This window comes from Acidovorax sp. SUPP2539 (assembly GCF_030158975.1).
In the GTDB taxonomy this organism is placed as follows: Bacteria; Pseudomonadota; Gammaproteobacteria; order Burkholderiales; family Burkholderiaceae_C; genus Paracidovorax.
On the sequence record NZ_BQXJ01000001.1, the window covers coordinates 297,105 to 321,724 of the forward strand.

The window sequence follows — 24,620 nt, forward strand, 5'->3', positions numbered from 1 at the left end:
GTGACGCGCCTGCACCCGCTGGCAGAGCCTGCCCGCGCGGTCTTGCGGCCGCCTCAGCCGCCTTGTGCCTGCAACAGCAGTGCTAGCGTGGAGAGCGCTGCCAGCAGCGGTCCGCGGTCGGCCGACCGCAGGTGCCCGCCCAGGCTTTCGAGCAGCGCGGCGCCGCGGTCCAGGCCGCCTTGCCGTAGCTGCCGGGCCTGGGACTGCGCGCGCGCGTCCAGTCCGCCTGGCTGGTGGCGCAGGCCCTGGCGCAGCCACTGGGCCAGCGATTGCAGGGTTTCGTCGAGCAGGGCCTGCACGGGCGTGGGCGCATCGGCGCAGGTGCGCAGCGCCAGCGGCTGGGCGGCTGGTGGCTCGATCTGCGGCACCACGGCGCGCTGGTGGGTGAGCAGGGCCAGCGGCTGCATGACCGCCTCGCCGCCGCGCAGCGCCACCGGCCCGGCCACCGCGCGCAGCGGCCCCCATTCGCCCGCCAGCGCGCGGGCCAGCGCGTCCACGGCGCCCGGCGCGGTCGCACGGTGCGGCAGCGCAAGGTGCAGTGCAGGCCCGGCGTCCTCGTGCTGCGCGTCCACGATGCGCGCATGCAGCACCTGCTCGGCGGCATCCCACTCGCAGTCCTGCACCTGCATGCCGCCTTCCAGCGCCACCACATGCAGCGCGCCCGATGCCCCGCTGGCCGCGCCTGTGGCGGCCTGGCGCGGCTGCACGAAATCGGGCAGCGCGGCGCGCAGGCGCTCGCGCAGCGCTTGCACGCTGGCTTGGCGCAAGGGCGGGGCCAGCTCGTCCCAGGCCGCGGGCGAGAGCGGCATCACGCCGGTCTGGCGCGCCCCGGCGGTGATGTCGATGAGGCCGTTGGCGCGGCGCGTGGCGGTCTTGGTGATGACCTGCCCGGTCGCGATCTGCCGCAGCGGAAACCCCGCCACGCGCCTTCCGGCGAGGGCCTGCGCGGGTCCGCCGGCGCCTTCGCCGCGCGGCCATTGGCGTTCCAGCACCGTCACGGTCTGCGTGTCCGGATCGGCGAAGAGCACGTTGGCGCCTTCGGCCGCTGCATCGGACCAGAGCGCGGCGCCCAGCGAGACGAGCTTGATGTGGTCCAGCGCGACCTCGCCCTTCACGCCCGCGCCCAGGATCTGGCTGGCATGCAGCGCGGGGCGTGCTGCCCCCGTCCTGTCCGCGGCCGCGGCCTCGGCGTGAACCGCGGCACGCGGGCGCGCCCACAGCTCGGCCGCCACGGCCAGCAGGCGCAGCGGATCGTGCCGGCTGCTGCGGGCCTGCAGCGATTGCAGCAGCAGCCACAGCTCCGCGATGCCGTCGTCCACCCAGCGCCAGCCCAGGGCCTGCGCCTGCACGCGCAGCGCTTCGAAACGCGCTGCCAGGGCCATCGTGGGCTGGGCCGATCCGTCGAGCCACAGCGACAGCAGCACCGCATCGAGCGCCTCGCGCAGGCGCAGCGCCTCGGGGGACTGCAGGTGCGCGGGTGCCGCCGCGGTGCCGCTGCCGCCATCGGTGCCGGCACCGGCCTGCCCGGGGCCCGCGCGCGGGGGCACTTCCACCATGGTTTCGTCGCCGCCCGCGGGCAGATCGCCCGCGGCGCGGAACGCCCACAGCGCCACCACGACATGCGCGCAGCCGCTGCCCTGCTGGCAGTCGCAGCGCGCATGCACGAGCGAGCTGCGCGAAAAGAACCGCACGGTGCACATCGGCAACCGGGCCGTGGGCGGCGAGGCGTGGCCCTGCCACGGCTGCACCGCCACCACGGGGCGCGAGGCCGCCAGCCGCGCGGCCTGCTCCAGCACCGAGGGCGCCACGCTGGCCGACACCGCCGCGTCGTCGAAATGCGCGGGGCTCCAGGCGCCCCCCGATTCCGTGGGCGGCGCTGCGGCTGTGGACGCATCGACCGCAGGGGCGTTCGCCGTGCCGTACCGTTGTTGATAGGCCAGCACCAGCATCACGCGGTGGCGGCACATGCCACTCGCGGCGCAGGTGCATGCGGCATCGCGCAGCGTGCGGCCCGGCGGCAGGCGCGTGCGCGCGCCGTCGTCGAATTCCGCGCGCACGGTGCCGTCGGGTTCGGTCTCCAGCCGTGGCAGCACCTGGGCCGCCACGTCCTTTTGCGCGCGCTTGACGAAGCCCGCGTTGGCCAGCGCCGTCAGCGCCTCCGGGGTGAGTTCGAGCAGGTCGGCCCGCAGCGGTGCGTTCATGCCTGCACCTTTTCGGCCAGCCAGCCCGCGAGCTGGCCCGGGGTCATGGCGCCGACCTGCGCGCCTTCCTTCACGAGGCGCGCGGCCATCTCGCGGTCGTAGGCGGGCTCGGCCTGCGCGTCGAGCGCTGCCAGGCCCAGCACCTTCGCGCCCGCGCCGGTCAGCGCCTTCACGCGGCGCACGAGTTCTCCGGGGTCGCCGCCCTCGTAGAAATCGCTCACCAGCACGACGATGGTGCGGGCCGGGTTGGCGACGAGCGATTGCGCATAGGCCACGGCCCGGGCGATGTCGGTGCCGCCGCCCAGCTGCACTTTCATGAGCAGCTCCACCGGATCGGACACATCGGCCGTGAGGTCCACCACCTGCGTGTCGAAGGCCACCAGCCGCGTGCGCATGCCCGGCAGCTGCCAAAGGCAGGCGGCCATCACCGCGCTGTGGATGACGGAGTCCACCATCGACCCGCTCTGGTCGATGAGCAGCACGATGTCCCACGGCTCGGCATGCCGCCGCGTGCGGCTGATGAAAATGGGCCGCTCCACGTAGAGCTTGCCGCGAGCCGCGTCCCAGCGCCGCAGGTTGGCCTGCAGGGTGCGCCGGAAGTCGAAGTTGCGCGCCACTTTCATGCGCGAGAGGCGGCGCCGGTCGCGGCTGCCGCTGAACGCCTGGCGCACTTCGGTGGCGAGCTTTTCCATGATGCGCCGCACCACCTCGGCCACGAGCCGGCGGGCGGCGGCCAGCACCTGCGGGTTCATGAGGTGCTTGGTATGCAGCACCGCGCGCAGCAGCGATTCGGACGGCTCGATGCGCTCCAGCACCTCCAGGTTGGTCACCACTTCGTCGATGCCGTAGCGCTCCACCGCATCGCGTTCCAGCCGCTCGATCACTTCCTTGGGAAAGAGCGTGTGGATGGTGTTGATCCAGTCCGGCGTGCTGAGCGCCGAGGGCCCCAGGCCCGCGCTGCGCTCGCCGCGCTCGGCGCGATCGCTGTCGCGGCCGTAGAGCCATTCGAGCGCTGCATCGGCTGCCTGCGCGGCATCGCCGAGCGCGCCGCACGCGGGTTCCGCCGGCTCGCCGAGCAACAGGCGCCAGCGCTGAAGGGGGTCGGGGATGGTCAGCGGTGTCATGCAGGGGCTCCGGTGCCGGCGTCGATGCCCCATGCGGCCAGCCGCGCCGCGGCCGCGGCTTCGCCGGCGCGCGCGCGGGCCAGTGCTTCGGGGGGCAGGGCGCCCGGGGTGGCGGCCGTGAGGGTGCGGCGCGGCAGATGCTGCGCGCCGTGCAGCGACAGCACCTGCCCGGCGAGTTGGCCCCGCTCGCGCGGCGGAAGCCAGGCGAAGGCGGCCCGCAGCGCCGGCAGGGCCTGCACGAAGTCTTCGTCGTCCAGCGCCCGGATGCGGCGGTCCATGCCGGCGGCGAAGGCGGGTTCGGTGGCGAGCGCCTCGCGCGCCAGCGCCAAAAGGCCGGCGAGGGCGTCGCCCAGCGTGGCGGCGGTCATGGCGGCGAGCAGGTCCATGGCTTCCTCCACGCCGGCCTCGGGGGTGGCGGCACCGTCGCCCTGCGCGCCACCGCCCAGGCGGCCCGACAGCGCCAGCACCGCGCCCAGCGCCGCGCCGCGGCTGACCGGTGCGGCCTGCGGGTCGGCCGCCTTGCGCTGCCATACCGCGAGGGCGCGCGCGGGTTCCAGCGCGAGCGGATGGGGCGTGCCGTCTTCCAGGTCGGCCAGTGTGTCGGCGACGATGCGCTGCAGCGCGCGGTGGCCGCGCAGATGGTCTTCGGTGTCGGCGGTGGCCACCGCGGCGGGGGCTTCAAGCAGCCAGAGCGCGCGGTCGAAGCCGGCCTCCACTGAGACGCGCAGCACGGGTGCGCCGGCCATGCCGAGCATCTGGCCGTGGCGCAGCAGCGTGTGCAGCAGCCCCAGCGCGGGGGCCAGCACCTCGAAACGCGGCTCCTGCGCGATGGCGTCGCCGATGTCCCGCAGCAGCCCGTCGCTCAGGTCCGCAAGGCCGGCCCAGGCCGCGCTGTTCAGGCCTTCGGCCAGCGGCGCGATGCGCCCGCGTGCCTGGCGCAGGCGGTCTTCCAGGCGCGCCCGCGCGGCGTCTTCCAGCGTGGCGCCCCAGGCGCCCGCCTCGATGAGCGCGGCCTGCTGCTCCAGCGGTTCGCTGAGGCTCCAGGCCTCGCCGCGTTCGCCCGACAGCGCCATCGCCGGGCCGCGCGTGCGCACCACGCCCGGCAACTGCAGCAAGGCCAGCCGGTGCAGCACGCGGCTGCGGGCGCGGTCGCCTTCCTTCAGCAGGTCGAGCGTGACGGTGCCGCGCAGCGGCAGGCCCTGCGCGGCCAGCTCGGCCCGCACGGCCGCGACCAGCGGCGGCTGCGGCGTGCCCGGTGCGAGGCGGCCCGCCGTGTCGCCGGCCAGCACGTCCATCGCCTGCACCAGCACCGGGGCGGTGCCGGCGCGCAGCGGGCCGCGGTAGGTCCAGGGCAGGGGGGCGTCGAGCGCCTCTTTCACCAAGGCGCCCGCCAGGGCGTCGAGCCAGTCCGAGCGCAGCGGCTGGCGGTGCCCCCGCAGCCGCGCCAGCCCCAGCGCGCGCGCATGCACGGCCATCAGGTCGGCGGTGGAGGCGCTCAGCTGGCGCTCGCGCAGGCGCTGCACCACGCCGCGCAGCAACTCGCGGGCCGCGCCCTCGGCCCCGTGCTCCCAGAGCCACTGGTAGTACTGCGGCGACGGCATGCCCGACGCATAGCCCGCGAAGGCATCGAGCCGCCGGAAGGTGTAGGGCACGATGTAAGAGCCAAATCGTGCCGATGCCTTAGTGGTAATTGGTTGATTTGCTATATTTTTGATAGTATCTTCAGGGCCTTCCGCGGGCTGCGGCGTCTCCGGCTCGCCGGTGGGCATCCCGCGCCAGAGCCGCGCGAGCGCGGGTGCGTGGTAGCCGCCGCACACCACCAGCACGGCGCCGCGGTCCTGCGCCATGGCCCAGGCGATCCAGCGCGCCATCATCTGTTCGCGCGCCTGGTTGCCGAGCGAGCCCGTCTCCCCCTCGCCGCGCAGGTGGCCGAAGTACGTGGACAGGCGCAGCGCCAGGCCATCGACGTCGTCCCGTCCGGCCTGCGCATCCTCCTGGCCTGCGTCTTCGAAGAGGTGGTCCCAGAGCGCGTCGCGGCCCTGCACCGCGAGCTTGTCTGCCAGCGCGCGCTCGTAGGCCTCGGCCCGCGCCTGGTGCTCGGCATCGGCCGCATCGGCATAGCGGTTTTCGAGATGGGCGAATGCGTCGTGCCAGGCGGGCAGGTCGATGAAGCGCACCTGCGCGCCGGCTTCGCGCCCGGCCTGCAGCGCCTGCCATTCGGGCGAGTGATCGGCGAACGGCGTCCACGATCCGCGGTGCGTACCGCCGCGCGCCAGGTAGCTGTAGATCGCCACCGGCAGGCGGTGCGGCAGGTAGAGCTCGTCCAGCCGGTCGTTGAAATCCGCGGGCCCCTCGATCAGCACGAAGGCGGGCCGCAGCGCCCGGATGCGCGCCGCCACCAGCCGCGCACAGGCGGGGCTGTGGTGGCGCACGCCGAGGATGACGGGGTCGGCGGGCGGCGCCGTGCCGGCCTTCACGGCAGCCGGTGGCGCGCTTCGTAGTACGCGCGCCAGTGCCCGCCCGTGCGCTTGGCGGCCTTTTGCTCGAAATAGCGGCGCAGCTTGGCGCGGTCGTCGGCGTTGTCCTTGACGATGGTGCCGGCGATGCAGTCCACGAGATCGGCGGGCGAGCCCTCGCGCCGCTCCAGGAACCAGGCGCGCACGCCCACCGCGTGGGCCACGTTCACGGCCTCGGCGGTGGACATCACGGCGCTCAGGCGGTCCATGGCCGCATCGGGCGGCGCGCCGCGCTGGCCGTCGGCCGGTGCACCGCGCAGGTCTCGGAAGGTGGAAACGAGCAGCTCCAGCACCGGCGCCGGCACCGCGTGCGGGATGCCGCTTTGCGCGAGCAGCCGCGCGCTGGCGTCCTGCACGAGCGACAGCTCCCGGTCGAAGTCGAGGATCGGGAAGACGGTCTCGAAGTCGAAGCGGCGCTTGAGCGCGGCGCTCATCTCGTTCACGCCGCGGTCCCGTGTGTTGGCCGTGGCGATGATGTTGAAGCCCTCGCGGGCGTAGAGCATGGCGTGTTCGCCCGCCAGCTCGGGCACCGCCATCACGCGGTCGGAGAGCATGCCCAGCAGGCAGTCCTGCACCTCCAGCGGCGCGCGCGTGATCTCCTCGAACCGCACGATGCGTCCCTGCTGCATGCCCTGGTAGAGCGGTGCGGGCACGAGCGCGCGCGGGCTGGGGCCTTCGTTGATGAGCAGGGCGTAGTTCCAGCCGTACTTGATCTGGTCCTCGGTGGTTGAGGCGCCGCCCTGGATGGTCAGCGTGGAGACGCCCGAGACGGCCGCGGCGAGCAGCTCCGACAGCAGCGACTTGGCCGTGCCGGGCTCGCCCACGAGCATCAGCCCGCGGCCGGTGGCCAGCGTGACCAGCATGCGTTCGATGCTTGCCACGGGCGCGACGATCTTGGGGGCGATGCCCAGTGCCGCATCGCCCAGGATGAAGGCGCGCGCGGCGCGCAGGCCCAGCGACCAGCCGGGCGGGCGCGGGTCCGTGTCCTGTGCGCGCAGGCGCTCCAGCTCCGCGGCATGGAGGATTTCGGAAGGCGGCCGCTGCAGCGGGACACCCGCGGTTGCGGCTTCGCCGGGAGGTGGTGTTTTGCGGGAGATGGCCATGGTGCGGTCGGTCAGGGATGGGAAAGGCAGGGGGCAGCCATGCGATGGCCGGTCAGGCGCGAAGCCCCTCCATGTCGCGGATCAGCTCGCTGGCGGAGATGGCGTCCAGGCGGCCGATGGGCTCGGCATTCTGCAACTCGCCCCAGGCGGAAGGCTTGCCCACCTGCACCTCGCCCAGCTCCTGCTCGGGGTACTCGTCCACCATGCCCACGATGATGCCGGGGTCCAGGTGCAACTCGATCACGTGGGCGGCCCCCAGCGGCTTGGTGAAGTACCAGATGCCGCCGCCGTCCTGCGCCTGACCGCGGCGCCAGCCCTTGTTGACCAGGCCCAGCACGCGGCCCGTGGGCACCTTGGCTTTGGTCCAGCGCGAGAGCTTGATGTCGGCCTTCTCCGCCTCGGTCAGCGTGTAGGTGTCGCGGCCGATCTGCGGGAACGGCTGCAGCAGCTCGTAGTCCGCGAAGATCTGGCCGAAGGCCGCGGCGTCTTCGGGCGACAGTTCCAGCGCATGCGGAACGCCGATGCGCACCTGCGCGCCCTCCGGGATATCGAACGGGTCGTCCTCGGCCGTGGTGGTGCTGCCGTCTTCCGCCACGCGAAAGCAGGCCGCGAGCCGGCCGCCGTAGCTGCCGCCATCTGGCACCTCGTACACGCCCCAGACCAGGCGCTGCACGATGTGGCGCACGAGCGGGTGGCCGGCGAGGAAGGTGCGGAATACCTCCGGCGTCCAGCGCCGGCGCGCGCACATGGCCACCTCCAGGCGCAGCAACTGCTGGCTGGCGATGGTGCGCGCGTCCTTCTTGAGCAGCTTGAAGCGCTCCACGGCCTGTGCCGAGAGGTCGGGGTCGTCGGTCTTCTTCGGCTTGGGCAGGTCCGGCAGGCGCGCGCCGTCGCTGCCGTCCCCCGAGACCTCGCGCACATAGGGTTTGAGCGTCTCGTCGAAGCCCACTTTGAACGCCCTCGGACCGAAGTCGAGCCGCAGCGTGCCCTGCGCATCCAGGCCCAGGTCGGGCGCGAGGCGGTCCTCCAGTTCCTCGGGGCTCAGGCCCCGCGCCTCGGCGATGGCGGCGATCTTCTCGCGGGCCTTGTCCTGCAGGCCCTTGAACTTGATCTTCTGTGCGATGCCGTTGAGCAGCATCAGCGCGACGTCGGTGCCGATCTGCGCGAGCACGTCCAGCCCCGTGACGGCGCGCGCATGGGCCGACTCGCCGGGCCAGGCGCGGATGAAGGGCGTGAGCCGGCGGGCGGTGTCGTCGGTGCCCAGCAGGCCCAGCGCGGTCAGCGCCCAGCCGTCCTTCGACGGGCCGCCCGCTTCGAGCCAGGCGCCGAACGCATCCCATGCGAAATCGGCCAGCGAATCGGGCGTGCAGGCCTCGCGCACCACGGCGATGCCGGCATACACCTCCTCGCTCGTGGGGAAGGTCAGCATCTGGCCGAGCGCGTCGAGCGCTTCGTCGGGCAGCGCCTTGCCACGGCCCGGGCCGTCCTGCAGCACCGGGCGGCGCCAGCCGCGTGGCTGCCAGAATTCGGGCAATTTGGCGCGCTTGGTCGGGAAGCGGTCCAGCGGGCTTTCGTCGAGCACGGTGCGCAGCGCCTGCAGGACCGCATCGTCACCGTAGCGGCCGGCCACCTCCATCAGGAGGGCCCCGTGGCCTTGCGCATGCAGCAGCCGCAGGGAGGCGCCCGCGCAGTCGCGCGCCTCGCCCGCTTTGCCCAGGGCCGGCGCGATGAGCGCACAGGCCGCGTGCTCGGGGTATTTCAGCAGCCAGGCGCGGCCGGTGTCGCGCGTGGTCTTGAGCTTGGCGAACGCGCGCGCGGCCGTGGGGGCGATCTCCACGGCACCGTAGTGCATCGCCCAGGCCAGGTTCTCGGCCGGCTTCGCGCGCACCATGGCGGTGAGCGCCGGCAGCGCGGGCAGGCCCAGCTTGGCGATCGCATGGCCCACGCCGTAGCCCTCGGCCTCGCCCGCCACGGCATTCCAGAACGGCACGGCGAGCGCTGGAGGCAGCGTGGCCGCAGCCACGCAGTCGAAGGAATACCAGTAGTAGCGCTCGCGCTTGCGCTCGGCCAGCATGGCGCGCCAAGCCGCGATGAGCGCGTCGGCGTCTCCCGCCCGGATGGCGCGCGCGGCGTCCTCGGCCAGGGGGGCGAGCTGCTTTTTCCTGTTCGTGTCGAAGCCCAGCAGATCCACCATCTCCAGCACGTCCTGCGCCGCTTTCGCAAAGCGGTTGAGATGCCAGGAGTTGAGACGCTGCGCCTCTTCGCGTTCGCCCGGCGCCCATTCCTCGACGGGGGCCAGCGGCAGCGGCTCCAGCGCCAGCGCCGCCGCGGTCTTGCGCGCGGTCTTCGCAAGCCAGGGCGGATCGGCGAGCACGGCCGGCAATTCTTCGCGGGCGGCCACCTCGGCCGGACCGGTGAGGAGGGCCAATTGCCGGTCCACGGCGGCCTGCGCGGCGGCATCCAGCCAGGGGCGCAGCAGCGGCACGCTCTGCCCGTGCGCACGCAGCAGGCGCGAGAGCATGGGCGTGAGCAGGCCGGCGTCCTTTCCATCCGCGGCCACCAGCCGCGAGAGGGCCGCGATCGCCGCGAGCGGCCAGCGGTCCGCTGCCAGGGACAGGCGCGCCAGCGCGCCCTTGGAGCTGCTGGCGGCCTTGGCCAGCGCATGCACGGCCTCGGGCGTGCCGAGCGTGGCCAGCGCTTCGCCGGCGGCCTCCTCGGCGGCCCCGCGTTCCAGCACCGCCACCGCGCCGGTGCCGCGTTCGCGCACGGCCGTCGCCACCATGCGCCGGTTGCCCCAGAAGCCCTCGGAGTAGCCCAGCCGCGTCTTCGCGGCCAACGCGATCGCGGCGGGGTCGGTGGCCGTGAGCATCAGCCAGTGCAGGGTGTCGGGCACCTCCTTCTCGGCGGCGAGCCGGTGCGCCAGCGCGTCGGAAACCGCCGGCCGGTCGGGCAGCAGCAGCGCCATCGCCGGCTGCCGGCTCGGATGCAGGGAGGGCAGGGCGGCCTCGATGCGGTCCGCGCAGGCTTCCCACTCGGCCTGTGGCGCGGCAGCAAGATGGCGGCGGAAGGCTTCCTCGCCCTGGCCCAACGGCCCGCGCCATCCGTTGCTCATCGCGCGGGTCACGGTGGTGGACAGGTGCGCACGGCGCTTCTTGGTGGTCGAGTCGTAATCGTTGGTCGTCTCCAGGCGCTGCGCTGCCATGAGGATGTCGACGGCCCCGGGCAGTCCGTACTGCGCCACGAGGTAGTCCACGATGGCGGCAGCCGGTTCGTTCTCGCCGTAGTAGCCCGAACTGGCCAGGGCCAGCGCGAGGAGTGCCGTGTCGGCCTCTGCATCGGCCTCGGCCGTGGGCCGGGCGAGGCGGTCGATGGTGCGCTGCAGCGGATCGCGCAGGGGCGCATCGGTGGCGGGCAGGTCGACGAGGAAATCGCAGTTGCTGCGCACGCGCTGCCATGCCTGGGGCAGTGCAGCGGCTTTCGCTTCCTGGGGGAAACGGCGCGAGGCATAGGCCTCGCGCTCCATCTGGGACGGCAGGCGCACGGGGTCGCCCTGGGCCAGCCAGGGCGGCACCGCCCCGGGCTCGCCGTCACCGGCCGGGGCATCGGTGGGCGCAGCGGCCGGCAGGGTGGTCTCGGCCGCAGCGGCCGCGTCGGCGAGCAGGGCCTGGGCGAGGGCGGTCGCGCGCTTGCCGACCTGCGCGGTCGTGCCCCAGCCCGTCAGCAGGCTTTCGGATTTCAGGCGCTCGAACGCCATCGAGGCGCCCTGGTCGCTCACGCCGTGCTGGCGCTTGAGCACCGCGGCCGAGAACACGTCTTCCACCTTCACCGCACCCTCGGCCAATTGCGTGCAGAAGGCTGTGAAGACGCGATCGCACTGCGCATCCAGGCTTTCCGCCGGGGCGGGCGCCGGTGCAGAAGCGCTGGCGGTTGCGGAGCGCCCGGCACCATCCGTGGCCGCCTGCCTGGAAGCGGCCTGGGGCGCGGGCGCCTTGGCGGGCGCTGGCGAGGCACCGATGGCGGCGCCCGGTGCCACACCGACTTCGCTGTAGCCCTTGTTCGTTTTCTCGGTGACCAGCTTGGTCAGCGCCGCCGAGGCCTTCGCGGCGTCGGCGAACGATTTGGTCTGGCTCTGGCCGGCCGTGCCGATGCGGCCCCACCGGATGTTCAGGTCGGAGCCGGAGGGCTCGATCTCCCAGAATTTGCTGGAGTTTCCTTCGATCAGTTCGAAACGGCGCATGGGGTCGGGTGTCCTTTCGCAAACGGGTCTTGGGGGATGGCCGGCGGCCGCGGTCCGGGCCGCGGAGCCGGTCGAAAAAGTCAGGCGCTGCCCGGCGGCAGGCCGGTGCGCTGCGCGGGCGGGGCATGGCCTGCGGCGTCCGCAGGGGGGCCCGCGTCCGCCGCGGCGGATGCGGCTTCCTGCCGCTCCTTGGCCATCTGTTCCACCAGTTGCTGGCGCCCTTGTCGCGCCACGGCGATGAACTTCTCCTGGTTCTTGTGGTGCGGGTACATGCGGTTGGCCAGGTCGATGTTGTGTTGGCGGAATCGGTCCGCCACGCGCTGGGCCTCTTGCGCCGGCAGGCCCATGAGTTCCAGCACCGTGCGGGCGGTCTTCAGGCTGGACTCGAACAGCTCGCGCTCGACGTGCTCCACGCCCAGATCGCGCAGCGCGTTCCAATGGCTGATGTTGCGGGCGCGGGCCACGATTTTCAACTGCGGAAAGTGAGCGCGCGCCAACGCGGCGATCTTGACGGACTGGCTCGTGTCGTCCACTGCGATGACCAGGATGCGGGCCTGCGCGGCCCCTGCGATGCGCAGGAGCTCCAGGCGCGTGGCGTCGCCGTAGAACACGCGGTAGCCGAAGGTGTGGGCCACCTCCAGCATCTCCACGCTGTGGTCCAGCACGGTGGTCGGAACGGCTTGCAGCAGCATGGTGCGCGCGACGATCTGCCCGTAGCGCCCGAAGCCCGCGATGATGACCGGCGCCTCCTGCGGCTCGGAGATCTCCGCCGCGGCCGGCACATCGGTCTTGAGCCGCGCATAGCGGCGCAGCAGCACACGGTCCAGCAACACCAGCAACAGCGGCGACAGCAGCATCGACAGGGCCACGGCGCCGATCAGCAGCGACGCGGTTTCGGCCGGCAGCGCGCCCGCCGTCGATGCCGCCTGGAACACGACGAACGCGAACTCGCCCCCCTGCGCCAGCAGCAGCGTCATCACGGGCCGCTCCTGGTACGGCGTGCCGGTCACGCGCGCCAGCGCGTAGATCACCACGCCTTTGATGACCAGAAAACCGAGCAGCACCAGGGCCATCAACCCGGGCGAGCGCATCAGCACGCCGAAGTCGATGGACATGCCCACGGCCATGAAAAAGAGCCCCAGCAGCAGGCCCTTGAAGGGCTCGATATCGGCCTCCAGCTCGCGCCGGTATTCGCTGTCGGCCAGCAGCACGCCGGCGAGGAAGGCGCCCAGCGCCATCGACAGGCCCACGATCACCATCAGCCAGGCGATGCCCACCACCAGCAGCAGCGAGGCGGCGGTGAAGATCTCCGGCGTCCTGCTCTTGGCGATCCAGCGCAGCACCGGGCGCAGCAGCAGCCGCCCGCCCAGGACGATGCCGCCCACCACGCCCACGATCTTGCCCGCCTCCAGCAGCAAGTCGGGCGTGGCATGGGGTGCGGCCTCGGCCGCTGCGGCAGCGCCCAGCAGCGGCAGCAGCGCCAGGATGGGAATGGCCGCCACGTCCTGGAACAGCAGGATCGAGAACGCCTTTTGCCCGCTGTCGGTGCGCATCAGGTTGCGCTCGTTGAGCGACTGCAGCGCGATGGCCGTGGACGACAGCGCCAGCCCCAGCGCGCCCACCAGCCCCACGCGCCAAGGCAGGCCGCAGGCCCACGCCGCCAGCCACAGCAGCGCCGCGCACCCCAGCACCTGCGCGCTGCCCAGCCCGAAGATCGGACGCCGCAGGCTCCACAGCCGGCTGGGCTGCAGCTCCAGGCCGACGAGGAAGAGCATCAGCACCACGCCGAACTCGGCGAAATGCAGGATGTCCTGCACGTTGCTCACCAGGCCCAGGCCCCAGGGGCCGATGGCGATGCCGGCGGCGAGGTAGCCGATGATCGCCCCCAGCCCCAGCGCCCGCGCGATGGGCACGGCGAGCACGGCCGCGCCCAGGTAGAGGAAGCCGTAGGTGAGCCAGGTGGGTGCGTGGGCCATGGAGAAGGAATGGGGTGGAGAGAGAGGCGGTGAAGGGACCTCGGCAATTTTGCATCGGTAAGATCGGCGGCTCCCGATCCTTTCATCTTCTTTCCTTTCTTTTCCGGCGGACCCATGGACCTGCACACCTGGCTGGCATTTTTGGCGGCGGCTTGCCTCATCGCGATCTCGCCGGGCTCCGGCGCCGTGCTGTCCATGAGCCATGGGCTCACCTACGGCGTGCGAAAGACGGGCGCCACCATCCTCGGGCTGCAGCTGGGGCTGCTGCTGATCCTGGTGATCGCCGGGGCGGGCGTGGGCTCGCTGCTGCTGGCATCCGAGACGGCGTTCAGCGCGGTCAAGATCCTGGGCGCGTGCTACCTCATCTACATCGGCATCGCCCAATGGCGCTCGGGCGATGCGTCGTCCCTGCCGGGCGGGGAGGCCGCGCCGGCCGGGCCGTGGCAAAAGCGCTGCCTCACGGGCTTTCTGACCAACGCCACCAACCCCAAGGGCATCATCTTCATGGTCGCCGTGCTGCCCCAGTTCATGACCGACACACGCCCACTGTGGACGCAACTGCTCGCCATGGCGGCCACCATGGTGGCGGTGGACATGGCCGTCATGCACGGCTATGCCGCGGGCGCCAGTGCGCTGCGCCGCCTGCTGCGCAACGCCCGCGCGGTGCGCGCGCAGAACCGCGTGTTCGGCGGCCTGTTGATGGCCGTGGGCACGGGGCTCTTCTTCGTCAAGCGCGGGGCCCAGCACGGCTGAATTCGTTTGCTATTAAAAATATAGCAATATGCCCTAGTGGAATATGCGCTGGAGGGGTTTTTGACGCATACTCCCCAGCCCGGCCCCGGGCGGCGCTACCATCGCCCCCGCCAATCCAACTTTTGACCCCCAGGAGGCGTGCATGCCAGTGATCGCAGTGGCCAATCCCAAGGGCGGCGTGGGCAAATCCACGCTCGCCACCAACATCGCCGGCTATTTCGCCAGCCAGGGCCACGCCGTGGTGCTGGGCGACGCCGACCCGCAGCAGTCGTCCCAACTGTGGCGCGGGCTGCGGTCCCCGGCCGTTCGGCCCATCGGCGACTGGCCCGTGCAGCCCGACGCCATCAGCCGCCCGCCCAAGGAGGCCACCCACGCCGTGCTGGACACGCCCGCGGGCCTGCACGGCGCGCAGCTCAAGTCGGTGCTCCAGCTGGCCGACAAGGTGATCGTGCCGCTGCAGGCCAGCGTGTTCGACATCTTCGCCATCCGCGGCTTCCTGGACGAGCTGGCCCAAAGCCGCCATGCGGCGAACGTGCAGATCGGCATCGTCGGCATGCGGGTCGATGCCCGCACCATCGCGGCCGACAAGCTGGGCGAGTTCGTCGAAAGCCTGTGCCTGCCGGTGCTGGGCCGGCTGCGCGACACGCAGAACTACATCCATCTGGCCGCGCAGGGCCTGTCGGTCTTCGACGTCTCGGCCAGCCGCGTGGCGCGCGACCTGGAGCAGTGGCAGGGCATCTGCGACTGGCTCGATCAGTAGGCCGGCGCGCGCGGCTGTCGCGCGCCCGACAACGCGCACGGCCCGCCCCGGCCTAAAGTGCGCGCATGAAAACCTTCCAGACGTATTCCGAAGTGGCCGCCTGCGTGGGCAGCGAGGTGGCGGTGACCGACTGGATCACCATCACCCAGGCGCAGATCGACCAGTTCGCCGAGGCCACGGGCGACCACCAGTGGATCCATGTCGATCCCGAGCGTGCGGCCCAAGGCCCGTTCGGCGCGCCGATCGCCCACGGGTTTCTCACGCTGTCGCTGATTCCGCGGTTCTTCGAATCGGCGTTCGCCATCGCCGGCGCGCGGATGGGCGTGAACTACGGGCTCAACCGCGTGCGCTTCACCTCGCCCGTGCCAGTGGGCAGCCGCCTGCGCGCGCGGCTCACGCTGCAGGCCTGCGAACCCGCCGCGCCGGACGGCATCCAGATGACCTGGCTGGTCACCATCGAGCGCGAAGGGTCCGACAAGCCCGCGTGCGTGGCCGAGTCCCTGGCGCGCAACTACGGCGCCGCGCCCTGACGGCGCCCATGAAAAAGGCCCGCAGGGCGAACCTGCGGGCCTTTTTTTCGGGGAGGGGCTGGGCCGGTCGCAACCGGCCGGGCCGCCGTGCGGTCAGATCAGTGGTCGCCGCTGACCGTGTTGCGCGACTTCGCGGCCGCCACGGTTTGCGCCTGCACTTCCTTGCGGGTGACGGCCGTGGCGTTGCCCGATACAGCCAAAGGCGCGGGCACGTCGTACCAGTCGCCCGCGCGGGGCAGGGTGCCGTTTTCGCGGGCAGCCACCAGGTCGGCCACGACGGCTTCACGGGTCAGCGCGCTGGAGGCGGCGACAGGGGCGGGATAGTCGGAGCCGTCGCCTTCCACACCGGCGTGGGCGGCGAAGGCGCTCAGGGCGATGGCGGCAGCGGTGGCGGTGGCGAGAGTGCGGTAGTTGTTCATGATGGTGTCCTTCATTGGTTGGTGTTTCCGGGCAAGGCTGGTCTTGTTGGGGGCCGGTCTTGTCCTGCCTCGGTGGGTCCGCCTTCAGGCTTCCTCATCGATGGGTTGAACTGTACGCAGGGTTAACCCTTTGAAAAACAGCACTCCTGGCAATGAATAATTAACGAAATTGAAATAATCGCGGCCCTTGAAACGCCGTCATTCCTGCAATGGATAGATTGCTGACGATGCGCGTGTTCCAGTCCGTCGTGGACGAAGGCGGCTTCGCCGCGGCCGCGCGCGCGATGGACCTGTCGGCCGCGGCGGTCACCCGGCTGGTTGCCGACCTGGAGAGCCACATCGGCACCCGGCTGCTGCAGCGGACCACGCGCCGGGTCTCGCTCACCGATGCCGGCGAGGCCTACCTGGCCCGTGTGCGCACCATCCTGGCCGACGTGGAGGAGGCCTTCGCCGCGGCCCAGGCCCACACCTCGGAGATCGCCGGCGTGCTGCGGCTGCACGCGCCGCCGGTGCTCGCGGTCCACATCCTCGCGCCGCTGGTGGAGGGCTTTCATCGGGCGCATCCCCGGGTGGTGCTGGACATCCATGTGGATTCCTCGCTGGAGCCGCCCATCGGCGACTTCGACATCACGCTGCTGAGCGACGACGCGGTCTTCGGCGCCAACGTCATCACCCGGCCCATCGTGCGCTCCGACAGCGTGGTGTGCGCCTCACCGGCCTACCTGCGGGACCACGGCACGCCGCAGGTGCCGCAGGACCTGGCCCGGCACCAGTGCCTGCTGCGCCGGCGCAGCGACACCAAACCGGGGGTGATGCGCCTGTTCGATCCCCTGCTGGGCCACCGGGCCATCGACATCGAGGTGCAGCCGGTCTGCGTGACCAACCACATCGAGACCCTGCTGCGCGCTGCGCTGGATGGTGCGGGGCTGACCTCGCTACCGGTCGATCTGGCCGCGCCCTATCTGCGCAGCGGGCAACTAGTGCGGGTGCTGGCGCCCTGGACGGCGGGGCGCTTCACGCTGTACGCGGCCTTTCCGAGCCGCAAGTTCATGCCCGCACGCACGCGGGCCTTCCTGGATTTTCTGAGCGCCCGCACGCGCAAGTCCGTGGAGGAGGCGCTGCAGGCCCCTGGCGTCCTGGACCAGGACGCGGCGGCGCCCGCACCGCAGGCCTGAAGGCCAGGCCCGGGCCTCAACGCATCAAAGGAAGCTGTTTTGCCGCCAGGCCTCGTACACCGTGACCGCCACGGCGTTCGACAGGTTCAGGCTGCGCTGCCCCGGCACCATCGGCAGCCGCAGCTGCTGGGCGGGCGGGAATGATTCGCGCAGCTCGGGCGGCAGGCCGCGCGTCTCGGCGCCGAACACCAGCCAGTCGCCGGCGCGAAAGCTGGTCTCGTACACCGTGAGCGTGGCGTGCGTGGTCATGGCGAACATGCGGGTGGCGTCCGGCTCGGCATCGCGCAGGAAGGCGGTCCATCCCGCGTGGCGCTGCACCTCGGTGTACTCGTGGTAGTCGAGGCCCGCGCGCTTCATCAGGCGGTCTTCCATGGAAAAACCCAAGGGTTCGATCAGGTGCAGCCGGCACGCGGTGTTGGCGGCCAGCCGGATCACGTTGCCCGTGTTGGGCGGGATCTCGGGTTCGACAAGAACGATATGAAACATGGCGTCTATTGTCGGCATCTGCGCCGCACCCGGCGCGAAAGCTCGTAAACAAACGTATCCAGGCCCGGTGATCGGCCCGGGTCAGGGACTATCGGTGCGGGCGACCACCACCGCGGTGATGTGCGCGGCGCCGGCCTCGCGCAGCACCCGCGCCGCCGCGTGCAGCGTGGCGCCTGTGGTCATCACGTCGTCCACCAGAACCACCCGGCGGCCCGCGATGCGCGCGGCGCGCGCGGGCTCCAGCGCGAACGCGCCGCGCAGGTTGCGCAGCCGGTCCTTGCGCGGCAAGCCGCTCTGCGCCTCGGTGGCGCGGGTGCGCAGCAGGCTGGCGGCATCCGCCTTCGCCGGCGACAAGGCACGCGCCAGCAGCGCGGCCTGGTTGAAGCCGCGCTCTTTCATCCGCTCGCGCGACAGGGGAATGGGCAGCAGGCAGTCGGCCGCTTCCACGGCCGGTTCCACCCAGGGCGTGCTGCGAAGCAGGGTGGCCAGCGACGGCGCCCAGCCGGGGTCGGCCCGGAACTTGAAATCGGCCAGCGCCTGCGCCCAGGGGTAGCCGTAGTCCACCGCGGCAAGGCAGGCGTCCAGCGGCGGCGGGTCGGTAAGGCAGCGCCCGCAGCGCGCCACGCCCGCCGGCACGGGCAGGGCGCAGGTCGCGCAGCGCGGCTGCGGCTGTGCGAAGCGGGTGGCGCAGGCATCGCAGACGCGCCGCGCGGGCCAGGCATGGCAGACGGCGCATTGGCTGGGCACGGCACCCAGGGCCGCGCCCAGCCAGTGCGATATCCCTGCAAGCTGCCTGTGGAGCATCGACTCAATATACTCGCCGCGACCCCGTTCCCCCACGATGCCAGAGCACCTTCCCCCCACCATCGACCCGCCCGCCGCGGCCCGCTGGCATGCCGCCGCCCCCGCCATCTCCCCCTGGCTGCACGAGGAGGTGGCCCGGCGCATGGACGACCGGCTCCAGTGGATCCGCCAGGCCCCGGCCGCCTGGTGCGACTGGGACCCGGTGCGCGGTGGCCTGCAGGCCCATGCCCTGGTGCGCCAGCGCTACCCCCAGGCCACCTGCCAGGTGGCGGAAACCGCGGTGCGCCGCCAGCCGGTGGCCGAGCAGGCATTGGGCGCGGCATGGTGGAGCCCTTCGCGCTGGGGTGGGCGTGCTCCGAAGTTCGGCCTGCCGGCGGACGGCAGCGTCAACATGGTGTGGTCCAACATGGCGCTGCACACGGCCGCCGACCCGCAGCGGCTGATCGGCCAGTGGCACCGGGCACTCGCCGTGGACGGCTATCTCATGTTCTCCTGCCTGGGCCCCGACACCGTGCGCGAACTGCATGCCGTCTACGCCGAACTGGGCTGGCCGCCCGCCGGCCATGCCATGACGGACATGCACGACTGGGGCGACATGCTGGTGCAGGCCGGGTTCGCCGAACCGGTGATGGACATGGAACGCATCCGGCTGACCTTCGCCACACCGGCCCGGCTGCTGCAGGAGTTGCGCGAACTGGGCTGCAACCTGCACCCGGCGCGCTTTCCCGCGCTGCGCGGGCGGCGCTGGCGCGAGCGCCTGGAACAGGCGCTGGCCGACCGCCTAGCCGACCCGAACGAGGGCGGCCAGCTGGCGCTGACCTTCGAGATCGTCTATGGCCACGCCTTCAAGCCGGCGCCACGGTTGCGGGTGAGCGAGAGCAGCGCCGTGTCGCTGCAGGACATGCGCGCCATGCTGCAGGGGGCGAGAAAGCCGGGCGCCTGAGGGTGTTTTCCCGGGGGCAGGGCCCCCATGATCCGTCGCAACAGCAGGCTACAATTCTTGGCGGTGCTGTTCCGGAACTTCTGCTGCGCGGTGCGATCCCTGCGGCCCCGCCGGGAGGCCGCCTGTCGGTGGCAGGCTCTGCGGTCGGCGCGAAACCTTCCACCTTCTCATGGTTTGTACGGGGCTGTGCAGCGGATGTCGCCGCGGGCCTTGCAATCGGGCCACGGGAACGGCATGCTGCACGGTGCAGGGCACGCGCCAACCCGCGCGGGCCTTGAAGGTCAGGAGACAAAAAGCGAAGCACCGCCGGTGCTCCGCATCGATGAAACCGGGTTCATGTGGAACCCAGCCGCGCTGAAGGGCTCGGGCATTGCGCCCCAAGGCCCGGGCACGGTCTGGATGTTGGAATTCGCATGGCTTTGTGCGCCGCCCCGACCCCACGCGGGGGCGCCCAGGGATTGGTTAATTGAGGCTTAGAAGTGAGAACTATGAAGAGCATTTCCAACAAGCTGGCTTCTTTGCTGCTGATGGCGGGTGCATGGGTGGGCACCGCAGCCCACGCCGTGCAGGATCTTCCCGGTGGCCCGGCCGTCAACCAATTGAATCTGGCGCCTCCGGTCACCCGCATCGCCGAGGAGCAGCAGTTCCTGCACTGGATGATGCTCATCATCTGCACGGTGATCTTCATCGCCGTGTTCGCGGTGATGTTCTATTCGATCTGGAAGCACCGCAAGTCGCGCGGTGTCAAGCCGGCCAATTTCCATGAGTCCGTGACCGTCGAGGTCATCTGGACCATCGTGCCCTTCATCATCGTGATCCTCATGGCGCTGCCCGCGACCAAGGTGCTCGTGGCGCAAAAGGACACCACCAACGCCGACCTGACCATCAAGGTCACCGGCTACCAGTGGAAGTGGGGCTACGACTACATCACCGGCGAAGGCCAGGGTCTGGCCTACATCTCCACGCTCGACAGCAGCCACCGCCGCATGTCCGACAGCGGCAACGTGAGCAACGCGCCGGCCGACTACCTGCTCAAGGTGGACAACCCCCTGGTGGTGCCCGTGGGCAAGAAGGTGCGCGTGATCACCACCGCCAACGACGTGATCCACTCGTTCATGGTGCCGGCCTTCGGCATCAAGCAGGATGCGATCCCCGGCTTCGTGCGCGACACCTGGTTCCGCGCCGACAAGGTGGGCGACTACTACGGCCAGTGCGCCGAGCTGTGCGGCAAGGAACACGCCTACATGCCCATCCACGTGAAGGTGGTCTCCGCTGCCGACTACACCCAGTGGGTGGCGGGCGAGAAGAAGAAGGCCGCGGCCAAGCTGGACGACCCGAGCAAGGTGTGTACGCTGCAGGACATCCTGCCGCGCGGCGAGAAGGTCTATGCCGCCAACTGCGCGGCCTGCCACCAGGCCAACGGCAAGGGCGCGGGCCCCATCAAGCCGCTGGACGGCTCCGCCATCGTCAAGAGCGACGACCACACCCAGCAGATCCACATCGTGCTCAAGGGCGCCGCTAACGGCGCGATGCCCTCCTGGGCGCAGTTGAGCGACACCGATCTGGCGGCCGTGGTGAGCTACACCAAGAACGCCTGGTCCAACAAGACGGGGCAGATCGTGCAGCCGTCCGAGATCCTGGCCCAGCGTGGCAAATAGCCACCCACGCCCCAACGCACTGAGGAATCCAAGATGAGCGCAGTTCTCGACAACCACGGTCACGCGGGCGGCCACGCACACGACAGCCACGGCGATCACCACCACCACGGCCCGACGGGCTGGCGGCGCTGGGTGTTCGCGACCAACCACAAGGACATCGGTACGCTGTACCTGCTGTTCTCGTTCACCATGTTGATGGTGGGCGGCATCCTGGCGCTGCTGATCCGCGCCGAGCTGTTCAAGCCCGGCCTGCAGCTGGTGAACCCCGAGCTGTTCAACCAGCTCACCACCATGCATGGCCTGATCATGGTGTTCGGCGCCATCATGCCGGCGTTCGTGGGCTTCGCGAACTGGATGATCCCGCTGCAGATCGGCGCATCCGACATGGCCTTCGCGCGCATGAACAACTTCAGCTTCTGGCTGATGATCCCGGCGGCCATCATGCTGGTGACCTCGTTCCTCATGCCTGGCGGCGCGCCGGCGGCGGGCTGGACGCTGTATGCGCCGCTCACGCTGCAGATGGGCCCGTCGATGGATGCCGGCATCTTCGCGATGCACATCCTGGGGGCCTCGTCCATCATGGGATCGATCAACATCATCGTGACCATCCTGAACATGCGCGCCCCCGGCATGACGCTGATGAAGATGCCCATGTTCGCCTGGACCTGGCTCATCACTGCCTACCTGCTGATCGCCGTGATGCCCGTGCTGGCCGGCGCCATCACCATGACGCTGACCGACCGCCACTTCGGCACCAGCTTCTTCAACCCCGCCGGCGGCGGCGACCCGGTGATGTACCAGCACATCTTCTGGTTCTTCGGCCACCCCGAGGTGTACATCATGATCCTGCCGGCCTTCGGCATCATCAGCCAGATCGTGCCGGCGTTCTCGCGCAAGCGGCTGTTCGGCTATGCCTCCATGGTGTATGCCACCTCGTCCATCGCCATCCTGTCGTTCATCGTGTGGGCCCACCACATGTTCACGACCGGCATGCCCGTGACCGGCCAGCTGTTCTTCATGTACGCCACCATGCTGATCTCGGTGCCCACGGCCGTGAAGATCTTCAACTGGATCGCCACCATGTGGCGCGGCTCCATGACGTTCGAGACCCCGATGCTGTTTGCCGTGGGCTTCATTTTTGTGTTCACGATGGGCGGCTTCACCGGGCTGATCCTGTCGATGGCCCCCATCGACATCCAGCTGCAGGACACCTACTACGTGGTGGCCCACTTCCACTACGTGCTGGTGGCCGGCTCGCTGTTCTCCATGTTCGCCGCGTACTACTACTGGGCGCCGAAATGGACCGGCGTGATGTACAGCGAAACCCGGGGCCGCATCCACTTCTGGGGCTCGCTCATCACGTTCAACGTGACGTTCTTCCCCATGCACTTCCTGGGCCTGGCCGGCATGCCGCGCCGCTATGCCGACTACCCCATGCAGTTCGCCGACTTCAACATGCTGGCCTCCATCGGCGCATTCGGCTTCGGCCTGATGCAGGTGTACTTCTTCCTGTTCATCGTGGTGCCCGCGATGCGCGGCAAGGGCGAAGTGGCGCCGCAGCGCCCGTGGGAAGGGGCCGAGGGCCTCGAATGGGAAGTGCCTTCGCCGGCGCCTTTCCACACGTACGAGACGCCTCCGAAGCTGGACGCCTCGGCCACCCGCGTGATCGGCTGAGGAGGGCTTGGCATGACCCCCGAGCAAAAGAAGTCCAACCGGCGCATGGCGCTGATCCTGGCCTCGGTGGCCGTGGCCTTCTTCGTCGGCTTCATGGTCAAGATGGCCTGGCTGGCCCGCTGAAAGCCTGGACGCGCCATGGGCATGTTGCGCACCGAAAACGCCAAGATGGTGGGCAAGCTGGCCGTGATCTCGGTCGGCATGTTTGCCTTCGGCTACGTGCTCATTCCCATCTACAAGCACATCTGCGAGTTGACCGGCATCAACATCCTGTCGCTGTCCGAGCGGCAGGTGCCGGGCAACGGGGTGGCGGGCCGCGATGTGAAGGTGCCCGCGAACACGCAGGTGGACAAGAGCCGTACCATCACCGTGGAGTTTGATGCGAACGCGCGCGGCCCGTGGGACTTCAAGCCCGCGCAGCGCTCGCTGCAGGTGCACCCGGGCGAGCTGGCCACGGTCATGTACGAGTTCCAGAACGTGCAGAACCGCCGCATGGCCGCGCAGGCCATCCCGAGCTACGCACCGCGGCAGGCGGCCGCGCACTTCAACAAGCTCGAGTGCTTCTGCTTCAACCAGTACGTGCTGGAGCCGGGCGAAAAAAAGCAATGGCCCGTGGCGTTCGTGATCGACCCGCGCCTGTCCAAGGACGTGACCACCATCACCCTGTCCTATACCTTCTTCGAGGTGGGCGGCAAGACGCCGCCCGCGCCGACCGAGCCCACGGCTGCGCTGCCCGCCGGCGTGGTGCCGCAAGGGGCCGGATCGTGAGCCCGCGCAGCCCCGGCGAATCGCCGGCGCGCCGCAAGGGCTCGCTGCTGCGCACCGTGCGGGCGGTGGCGTGGTCGTTCATCGGCCTGCGCAAGGGCTCGGAATACCAGCAGGACGTGGAGCGGCTGAACCCCATCCACATCATCGCCGTCGGCCTGGCCGCGGCGCTGCTGCTGGTGGTCGGGCTGATCGCGCTGGTCAACTGGGTCGTCTGATGGACGGCCGCAGCCCGACGGATAACAACGATTTGAGATTCAGGAGCTGACATGAGTGCATCTACCCCCGGCACGACCCCGTACTACTACGTGCCCGCCGAATCGCGCCATCCGGTGATGGCGGCGGCCGGCCTGTTCTTCGTGATCCTGGGCGCGGGCCAGTGGGTCAATGGCCATGACTGGGGCAAGTATTCGCTCGCCCTGGGCATGGTGTGGTGGCTGTTCGTGCTGTACCAGTGGTTCCGCGATGCCGTGCGCGAGAGCGAGGGCGGCCTGTACGGGCACAAGATCGATCTGTCCTACCGCTGGAGCATGAGCTGGTTCATCTTCTCGGAGGTGATGTTCTTCGGCGCCTTCTTCACCGCCCTGTGGTGGGCGCGCTCCCATTCGGTGCCGGCCCTGGGCAGCCTGGACAATGCGCTGCTGTGGCCCGACTTCAAGGCCGTGTGGCCCAGCATGGCGGCGGGCATGACCGCATCGCCCGCTGGCATCGTGGAGCCCTTCCAGACGGTCGGCCCGTTCTGGCTGCCCACGATCAACACGGCGCTGCTGCTGACCTCCGGCGTCACGCTGACCATCGCGCACCATGCGCTGCGCGAAAACCACCGCGGCAAGACCATCGCCTTCATGTGGGCCACCGTGCTGCTGGGCATCGTCTTCCTGTGCGTGCAGGGCTACGAGTACTACCACCTGTACACCGACCTGAACCTCAAGCTCAGCTCCGGCGTCTTCGGCTCCACCTTCTTCATGCTGACGGGCTTTCACGGCTTTCACGTGTTCGTGGGCATGCTGATGCTGCTGTTCATCACGCTGCGCCTGCAAAAGGGCCACTTCACGCCGGAAAAGCACTTCGGCTTCGAGGGCGCCGCCTGGTACTGGCACTTCGTGGACGTGGTGTGGCTGGGCCTGTACGTGCTGGTCTATTGGCTGTAATCCAGGCCATTCGGCGGCCCGACGAAAAAAGCGCCGCAGGGCGCTTTTTTTGCGGCGGTGCTTCGGTGCCCGCCGCGGCCCGTGGGCCATGCCGGACGGACCGGGTGGCGCTCAGCGCGTGGCCGGCAGTCCTGTGGGCTGGATGTAGCCCAGCTTCCAGGCGGCCAGCAGGCACAGGAAGAGCAGAATCGACAGCCCCACGCGGACGGCGAGCGCGCGGGCCATGTGGCCGCTGCGGGCTTTGTCGTTGCGGCCGTTGCGCATCATGAAGAACAGCGCGGAACCGAGGCTCGCCAGAATGGCCAGGAAGGCCAGCACCACCACGTATTTCATGGAGCGCATTAT

General features: G+C 70.4%; 21 protein-coding genes. 11 read left to right on the forward strand and 10 right to left on the reverse strand.

Annotation, left to right across the window (positions count from 1 at the left end; translation table 11 throughout):
* Positions 1-53: 53 nt before the first annotated feature.
* From AVTE2539_RS01325 to kefC, 6 genes are all read right to left on the reverse strand, one after another.
* Positions 54-2,201, reverse strand: coding sequence for a YehQ family protein (locus tag AVTE2539_RS01325; RefSeq protein ID WP_284408089.1), 2,148 nt, complete (start codon positions 2,199-2,201; stop codon positions 54-56).
* The gene (locus tag AVTE2539_RS01330) at positions 2,198-3,325 is read right to left on the reverse strand and encodes a vWA domain-containing protein (protein ID WP_272549053.1); all 1,128 of its coding nucleotides are present in this window, start codon (positions 3,323-3,325) and stop codon (positions 2,198-2,200) included. Before AVTE2539_RS01330 ends, AVTE2539_RS01325 begins: the two co-directional genes overlap by 4 nt.
* On the reverse strand, positions 3,322-5,802 hold the full coding sequence (locus AVTE2539_RS01335; protein WP_284408090.1) for a DUF5682 family protein: 2,481 nt from the start codon (positions 5,800-5,802) through the stop codon (positions 3,322-3,324). The genes AVTE2539_RS01330 and AVTE2539_RS01335 overlap by 4 nt, the downstream gene beginning before the upstream one ends.
* Positions 5,799-6,944 carry an ATP-binding protein gene (locus tag AVTE2539_RS01340; protein WP_284393350.1) on the reverse strand — a complete coding sequence of 382 codons (1,146 nt, stop codon included), beginning with the start codon at positions 6,942-6,944 and terminating at the stop codon, positions 5,799-5,801. The genes AVTE2539_RS01335 and AVTE2539_RS01340 overlap by 4 nt, the downstream gene beginning before the upstream one ends.
* Positions 6,945-6,996: 52 nt before the next feature.
* Entirely contained in the window at positions 6,997-11,181 is a 4,185-nt protein-coding gene (locus AVTE2539_RS01345; RefSeq protein WP_284408091.1) for a DUF4132 domain-containing protein, read from the reverse strand.
* A gap of 80 nt (positions 11,182-11,261) precedes the next feature.
* On the reverse strand, positions 11,262-13,157 hold the full coding sequence (gene kefC / locus AVTE2539_RS01350) for a glutathione-regulated potassium-efflux system protein KefC (protein ID WP_284408092.1): 1,896 nt from the start codon (positions 13,155-13,157) through the stop codon (positions 11,262-11,264).
* A 114-nt stretch (positions 13,158-13,271) separates the two neighbouring features.
* Here kefC and AVTE2539_RS01355 point away from each other — a divergent pair, with 114 nt between their 5' ends.
* The 3 genes from AVTE2539_RS01355 (at position 13,272) to AVTE2539_RS01365 (ending at position 15,200) form a co-directional block, all read left to right on the forward strand.
* Positions 13,272-13,910, forward strand: a complete 639-nt coding sequence (locus AVTE2539_RS01355; RefSeq protein ID WP_284393355.1) for a LysE family transporter — start codon at positions 13,272-13,274, stop codon at positions 13,908-13,910.
* A gap of 142 nt (positions 13,911-14,052) precedes the next feature.
* The gene (locus AVTE2539_RS01360; RefSeq protein ID WP_284408093.1) at positions 14,053-14,670 is read left to right on the forward strand and encodes a nucleotide-binding protein; all 618 of its coding nucleotides are present in this window, start codon (positions 14,053-14,055) and stop codon (positions 14,668-14,670) included.
* Positions 14,671-14,735: 65 nt separating this feature from the next.
* Entirely contained in the window at positions 14,736-15,200 is a 465-nt protein-coding gene (locus AVTE2539_RS01365; protein WP_284393360.1) for a MaoC family dehydratase, read from the forward strand.
* 98 nt (positions 15,201-15,298) lie between these two features.
* On the opposite strand, the gene AVTE2539_RS01370 is transcribed toward AVTE2539_RS01365, so the two are convergent.
* Positions 15,299-15,619 carry a DUF4148 domain-containing protein gene (locus tag AVTE2539_RS01370; protein ID WP_284408094.1) on the reverse strand — a complete coding sequence of 107 codons (321 nt, stop codon included), beginning with the start codon at positions 15,617-15,619 and terminating at the stop codon, positions 15,299-15,301.
* A 209-nt stretch (positions 15,620-15,828) separates the two neighbouring features.
* Between AVTE2539_RS01370 and AVTE2539_RS01375 the strand changes: the two genes are divergently transcribed.
* Positions 15,829-16,794 carry a LysR family transcriptional regulator gene (locus tag AVTE2539_RS01375; RefSeq protein ID WP_284408095.1) on the forward strand — a complete coding sequence of 322 codons (966 nt, stop codon included), beginning with the start codon at positions 15,829-15,831 and terminating at the stop codon, positions 16,792-16,794.
* Between the two features lie 24 nt (positions 16,795-16,818).
* Here the strand turns inward: AVTE2539_RS01375 and trmL are convergent, their stop codons facing one another.
* A complete protein-coding gene (gene trmL, locus AVTE2539_RS01380; protein ID WP_272565035.1) occupies positions 16,819-17,280 on the reverse strand; it encodes a tRNA (uridine(34)/cytosine(34)/5-carboxymethylaminomethyluridine(34)-2'-O)-methyltransferase TrmL in 462 nt (153 codons plus the stop codon).
* An 81-nt stretch (positions 17,281-17,361) separates the two neighbouring features.
* Positions 17,362-18,084: a ComF family protein gene (locus AVTE2539_RS01385; protein WP_284408096.1), complete on the reverse strand. Its 723-nt coding sequence runs from the start codon at positions 18,082-18,084 to the stop codon at positions 17,362-17,364.
* Between the two features lie 37 nt (positions 18,085-18,121).
* Here AVTE2539_RS01385 and AVTE2539_RS01390 point away from each other — a divergent pair, with 37 nt between their 5' ends.
* The 7 genes from AVTE2539_RS01390 to AVTE2539_RS01420 all read left to right on the forward strand — a co-directional run bounded on the left by AVTE2539_RS01390 (position 18,122) and on the right by AVTE2539_RS01420 (position 24,275).
* Entirely contained in the window at positions 18,122-19,027 is a 906-nt protein-coding gene (locus AVTE2539_RS01390) for a methyltransferase domain-containing protein (protein WP_284408097.1), read from the forward strand.
* A gap of 488 nt (positions 19,028-19,515) precedes the next feature.
* Positions 19,516-20,685, forward strand: coding sequence for a cytochrome c oxidase subunit II (coxB, locus tag AVTE2539_RS01395; RefSeq protein ID WP_284408098.1), 1,170 nt, complete (start codon positions 19,516-19,518; stop codon positions 20,683-20,685).
* 33 nt (positions 20,686-20,718) lie between these two features.
* Positions 20,719-22,359, forward strand: coding sequence for a cytochrome c oxidase subunit I (gene ctaD / locus AVTE2539_RS01400; RefSeq protein ID WP_272549039.1), 1,641 nt, complete (start codon positions 20,719-20,721; stop codon positions 22,357-22,359).
* A gap of 12 nt (positions 22,360-22,371) precedes the next feature.
* Entirely contained in the window at positions 22,372-22,482 is a 111-nt protein-coding gene (locus tag AVTE2539_RS01405; protein WP_272549038.1) for a cytochrome oxidase small assembly protein, read from the forward strand.
* A 21-nt stretch (positions 22,483-22,503) separates the two neighbouring features.
* The gene (locus AVTE2539_RS01410; protein ID WP_502868880.1) at positions 22,504-23,127 is read left to right on the forward strand and encodes a cytochrome c oxidase assembly protein; all 624 of its coding nucleotides are present in this window, start codon (positions 22,504-22,506) and stop codon (positions 23,125-23,127) included.
* Positions 23,124-23,342: a DUF2970 domain-containing protein gene (locus AVTE2539_RS01415; protein ID WP_284393374.1), complete on the forward strand. Its 219-nt coding sequence runs from the start codon at positions 23,124-23,126 to the stop codon at positions 23,340-23,342. The genes AVTE2539_RS01410 and AVTE2539_RS01415 overlap by 4 nt, the downstream gene beginning before the upstream one ends.
* A gap of 51 nt (positions 23,343-23,393) precedes the next feature.
* Positions 23,394-24,275 (forward strand): cytochrome c oxidase subunit 3, encoded by an 882-nt coding sequence (locus AVTE2539_RS01420; RefSeq protein ID WP_272565029.1) that lies wholly within the window; start codon positions 23,394-23,396, stop codon positions 24,273-24,275.
* Positions 24,276-24,386: 111 nt separating this feature from the next.
* On the opposite strand, the gene AVTE2539_RS01425 is transcribed toward AVTE2539_RS01420, so the two are convergent.
* On the reverse strand, positions 24,387-24,617 hold the full coding sequence (locus tag AVTE2539_RS01425) for a twin transmembrane helix small protein (protein ID WP_272549034.1): 231 nt from the start codon (positions 24,615-24,617) through the stop codon (positions 24,387-24,389).
* Positions 24,618-24,620 lie beyond the last annotated feature (3 nt).

What these genes read in the sequence shown, in the direction of transcription:
- AVTE2539_RS01325 (WP_284408089.1), bottom strand. Translation starts at nt 2,201, where the DNA reads ATGAACGCACCGCTGCGGGCCGACCTGCTCGAACTCACCCCGGAGGCG.
- AVTE2539_RS01330 (WP_272549053.1), bottom strand. Translation starts at nt 3,325, where the DNA reads ATGACACCGCTGACCATCCCCGACCCCCTTCAGCGCTGGCGCCTGTTG.
- AVTE2539_RS01340 (WP_284393350.1), bottom strand. Translation starts at nt 6,944, where the DNA reads ATGGCCATCTCCCGCAAAACACCACCTCCCGGCGAAGCCGCAACCGCG.
- AVTE2539_RS01345 (WP_284408091.1), bottom strand. Translation starts at nt 11,181, where the DNA reads ATGCGCCGTTTCGAACTGATCGAAGGAAACTCCAGCAAATTCTGGGAG.
- kefC (WP_284408092.1), bottom strand. Translation starts at nt 13,157, where the DNA reads ATGGCCCACGCACCCACCTGGCTCACCTACGGCTTCCTCTACCTGGGC.
- AVTE2539_RS01355 (WP_284393355.1), top strand. Translation starts at nt 13,272, where the DNA reads ATGGACCTGCACACCTGGCTGGCATTTTTGGCGGCGGCTTGCCTCATC.
- AVTE2539_RS01360 (WP_284408093.1), top strand. Translation starts at nt 14,053, where the DNA reads ATGCCAGTGATCGCAGTGGCCAATCCCAAGGGCGGCGTGGGCAAATCC.
- AVTE2539_RS01365 (WP_284393360.1), top strand. Translation starts at nt 14,736, where the DNA reads ATGAAAACCTTCCAGACGTATTCCGAAGTGGCCGCCTGCGTGGGCAGC.
- AVTE2539_RS01370 (WP_284408094.1), bottom strand. Translation starts at nt 15,619, where the DNA reads ATGAACAACTACCGCACTCTCGCCACCGCCACCGCTGCCGCCATCGCC.
- AVTE2539_RS01375 (WP_284408095.1), top strand. Translation starts at nt 15,829, where the DNA reads ATGGATAGATTGCTGACGATGCGCGTGTTCCAGTCCGTCGTGGACGAA.
- trmL (WP_272565035.1), bottom strand. Translation starts at nt 17,280, where the DNA reads ATGTTTCATATCGTTCTTGTCGAACCCGAGATCCCGCCCAACACGGGC.
- AVTE2539_RS01385 (WP_284408096.1), bottom strand. Translation starts at nt 18,084, where the DNA reads ATGCTCCACAGGCAGCTTGCAGGGATATCGCACTGGCTGGGCGCGGCC.
- AVTE2539_RS01390 (WP_284408097.1), top strand. Translation starts at nt 18,122, where the DNA reads ATGCCAGAGCACCTTCCCCCCACCATCGACCCGCCCGCCGCGGCCCGC.
- coxB (WP_284408098.1), top strand. Translation starts at nt 19,516, where the DNA reads ATGAAGAGCATTTCCAACAAGCTGGCTTCTTTGCTGCTGATGGCGGGT.
- ctaD (WP_272549039.1), top strand. Translation starts at nt 20,719, where the DNA reads ATGAGCGCAGTTCTCGACAACCACGGTCACGCGGGCGGCCACGCACAC.
- AVTE2539_RS01405 (WP_272549038.1), top strand. Translation starts at nt 22,372, where the DNA reads ATGACCCCCGAGCAAAAGAAGTCCAACCGGCGCATGGCGCTGATCCTG.
- AVTE2539_RS01410 (WP_502868880.1), top strand. Translation starts at nt 22,504, where the DNA reads ATGTTGCGCACCGAAAACGCCAAGATGGTGGGCAAGCTGGCCGTGATC.
- AVTE2539_RS01420 (WP_272565029.1), top strand. Translation starts at nt 23,394, where the DNA reads ATGAGTGCATCTACCCCCGGCACGACCCCGTACTACTACGTGCCCGCC.
- AVTE2539_RS01425 (WP_272549034.1), bottom strand. Translation starts at nt 24,617, where the DNA reads ATGCGCTCCATGAAATACGTGGTGGTGCTGGCCTTCCTGGCCATTCTG.